Raw genomic sequence first — 2,214 nt, 5'->3', positions numbered from 1 at the left:
GATCCCCTGCCTATCCTGGCGCCGTCAAGTATTGTTGAGCCTATTCCAACGAGACACCTGTCCTCCACGGTGCAGCCGTGCAAAACGACGTTGTGCCCGACCGTCACTTCGCTTCCTATGATGAGGGGAAAAGCATCGGTAACTACGTGAAGGGTCGAATTGTCCTGAACGTTCGTCCGGCCCCCGATTACTATGGAGTTCACGTCGCCCCTAACGACGGTTCCGAACCAAATGCTTGCATCATCGCCGATGGCGACATCTCCAATGATCACGGCTGTTGGAGCTATATATACATTTCTGCCAACAACAGGGGTTTTGCCCCTGAATTGAATTATCATGCAGTTTTCCTTGCGGGTTTTTATCTTCTTATCAAGATGCCCACCGATTGCCCAGGCGGTATAGAGGAAAATTTCAGCGCCTCAGTATGGTGAAATTATAAAACAGATTGCCCTCAAAATTGAAATAGAAATCAGATAAACCTGCGTGCCCTATCCGAATAAAAGATCGGAACCGGCAGAAAGACAGGTGAAGGTGATACGGCACACCCTCTCATTCCCTATTTTTGCCGGTACCGTATCACGAGCGGTGAGCCGCGGAAATCGAAGTTCTCCCTGATCCTGTTCGACACGTAGCGGTTGAACGACTCCGGAACCCGCCCGGGGTCTTTCACGAATACAACGAAAGAAGGGGGAGCTACCCCCGTCTGGGTAATGTAATAGGCCCTGTTGGGCCTTCTCGATCCGGGTATCGTGACATTATAGAGAAACTTCTCCGCTTTCCTGTTGAGTTCCGACGTCTTTACCCGCTTCACGTACTGGTCGAAGACCCCGATAACAGCCCTCAAAAGCTTTCTCATCCCCTTGCCTTCCAGGGCAGACACGGGCACGGAAGGCACGAATGAGGCAAACGTGATCGAATCGCTGACTTGGAGCAAGGCTTCCGGCAAAGATCCCTCGCCGAGGAGGTCTGTCTTGTTTAGCGCTATGACTGCTCCCCTGTTTTCTTTCAGTATGTACCTCAAGATCTGCTGGTCATTGTGGGTGACTCCGCTCCCCGCATCGATTACGAGCACGGCGATGTTGGATTTCTTTATGCTGTCTATCGACCGGATGGACATTATCTTCTCGACGGGGTCAGCGGTTTTCCTTCTCGGCCTGATACCGGCCGTGTCCACGAGAACGATTTTTCTCTCGCCAAGTAAAATCTCCATGTCTATCGAGTCTCTCGTGGTACCGGGTATGGGGCTTGCGATGATTCTTTCCTGCCCTGTCAGAGCATTTATGAGGGTCGATTTCCCCACGTTTGGCCTCCCCACGATGCTTACCCTGCAGAATGGCTCAACCCCTTCGCTAACGGGTTTTCTCTCTCCGATCCTCTTCGCAATTTCCTCCATCAGCTCCAAAACGCCCGTACCATGCTCCGCCGATACCTCGTGATAGCTCTTGATCCCGAGTTCATACAGGAGGGGGACAAATTCCGTGTGTTTTTTATGATCGATCTTGTTCAGGGCGACGATATACTCTTTCCCTTTCTCCCGCATCATGTGGACGATCTCGTGGTCTATCGTTGAGATCCCCTCTTTGCCGTCAAAAAGCAAAACCAGCAGATCGGACTCGTCTATCGCGCGCATGACCTGCCGCCTGATGAGAAGCGCCAGCTCTTCATCGGAATCGGGATCAAAGCCGCCCGTGTCGATGAGCTCAAACCTCCTTCCCTGGAAGCTCACCTTTTCCGTTATAAAGTCCCTCGTTATCCCCGGCCTGCCGAAGGTAAGGGCTTTCCTCATCCCGATCATTTTGTTGAAAAGCGTCGATTTCCCGACGTTCGGCCTGCCGATGATTGCTACTCTGAAAAGACCATCCATAAAAACGCCCCCTGCGTCCCGTGGGCCGTCGTCAATCAATACCCGAGCCTTTTGAGAAGCCGCTCTTTTCTGCTCCAGCCCTTTTCCACCTTGACCCGCAGCTGGAGGAAAACCCTCTTCCCGAAGAGCTCTTCCATCTCCTTTCTTGCGGCGGTGCCGACCTTTTTCAGAAGCGATCCACCCTTGCCGATGACGATCCCTTTCTGGGAATCGCGCTCGACGTAGATGTATGCAAGGACCGAAACGATGTCTTTTTCCGTGTCAAGTTTTATCTCTTCCACCATGACTGCCGTGCTGTAGGGAACTTCCTCCTTGAGGAAGGAGTAAAGTTTCTCCCTGACGATTTCCTT

General features: G+C 52.2%; 3 protein-coding genes. All 3 read right to left on the bottom strand.

The window, feature by feature from the left end; genetic code table 11:
• Nucleotides 1-338, bottom strand: a 338-nt coding sequence (locus tag GTN70_11365) for a gamma carbonic anhydrase family protein (GenBank protein ID NIO17559.1), incomplete at its 3' end; no start/stop codon positions are given.
• A gap of 218 nt (nucleotides 339-556) precedes the next feature.
• Nucleotides 557-1,864, bottom strand: a complete 1,308-nt coding sequence (gene der / locus GTN70_11360) for a ribosome biogenesis GTPase Der (GenBank protein ID NIO17558.1) — start codon at nucleotides 1,862-1,864, stop codon at nucleotides 557-559.
• 35 nt (nucleotides 1,865-1,899) lie between these two features.
• A partial coding sequence (locus GTN70_11355; GenBank protein NIO17557.1) for a GTPase Era occupies nucleotides 1,900-2,214 on the bottom strand: 315 nt, incomplete at its 5' end.

This window comes from Deltaproteobacteria bacterium (genome assembly GCA_011773515.1).
GTDB lineage: Bacteria > Desulfobacterota > Deferrimicrobia > J040 > J040 > WVXK01.
The sequence above is the reverse complement of the archived record's forward strand: the minus strand, read 5'-3'. Positions and strand labels throughout refer to the sequence as shown.

Excerpts from the sequence above, each read along its gene's own strand:
- der (NIO17558.1), bottom strand. The coding sequence starts at position 1,864 with ATGGATGGTCTTTTCAGAGTAGCAATCATCGGCAGGCCGAACGTCGGG.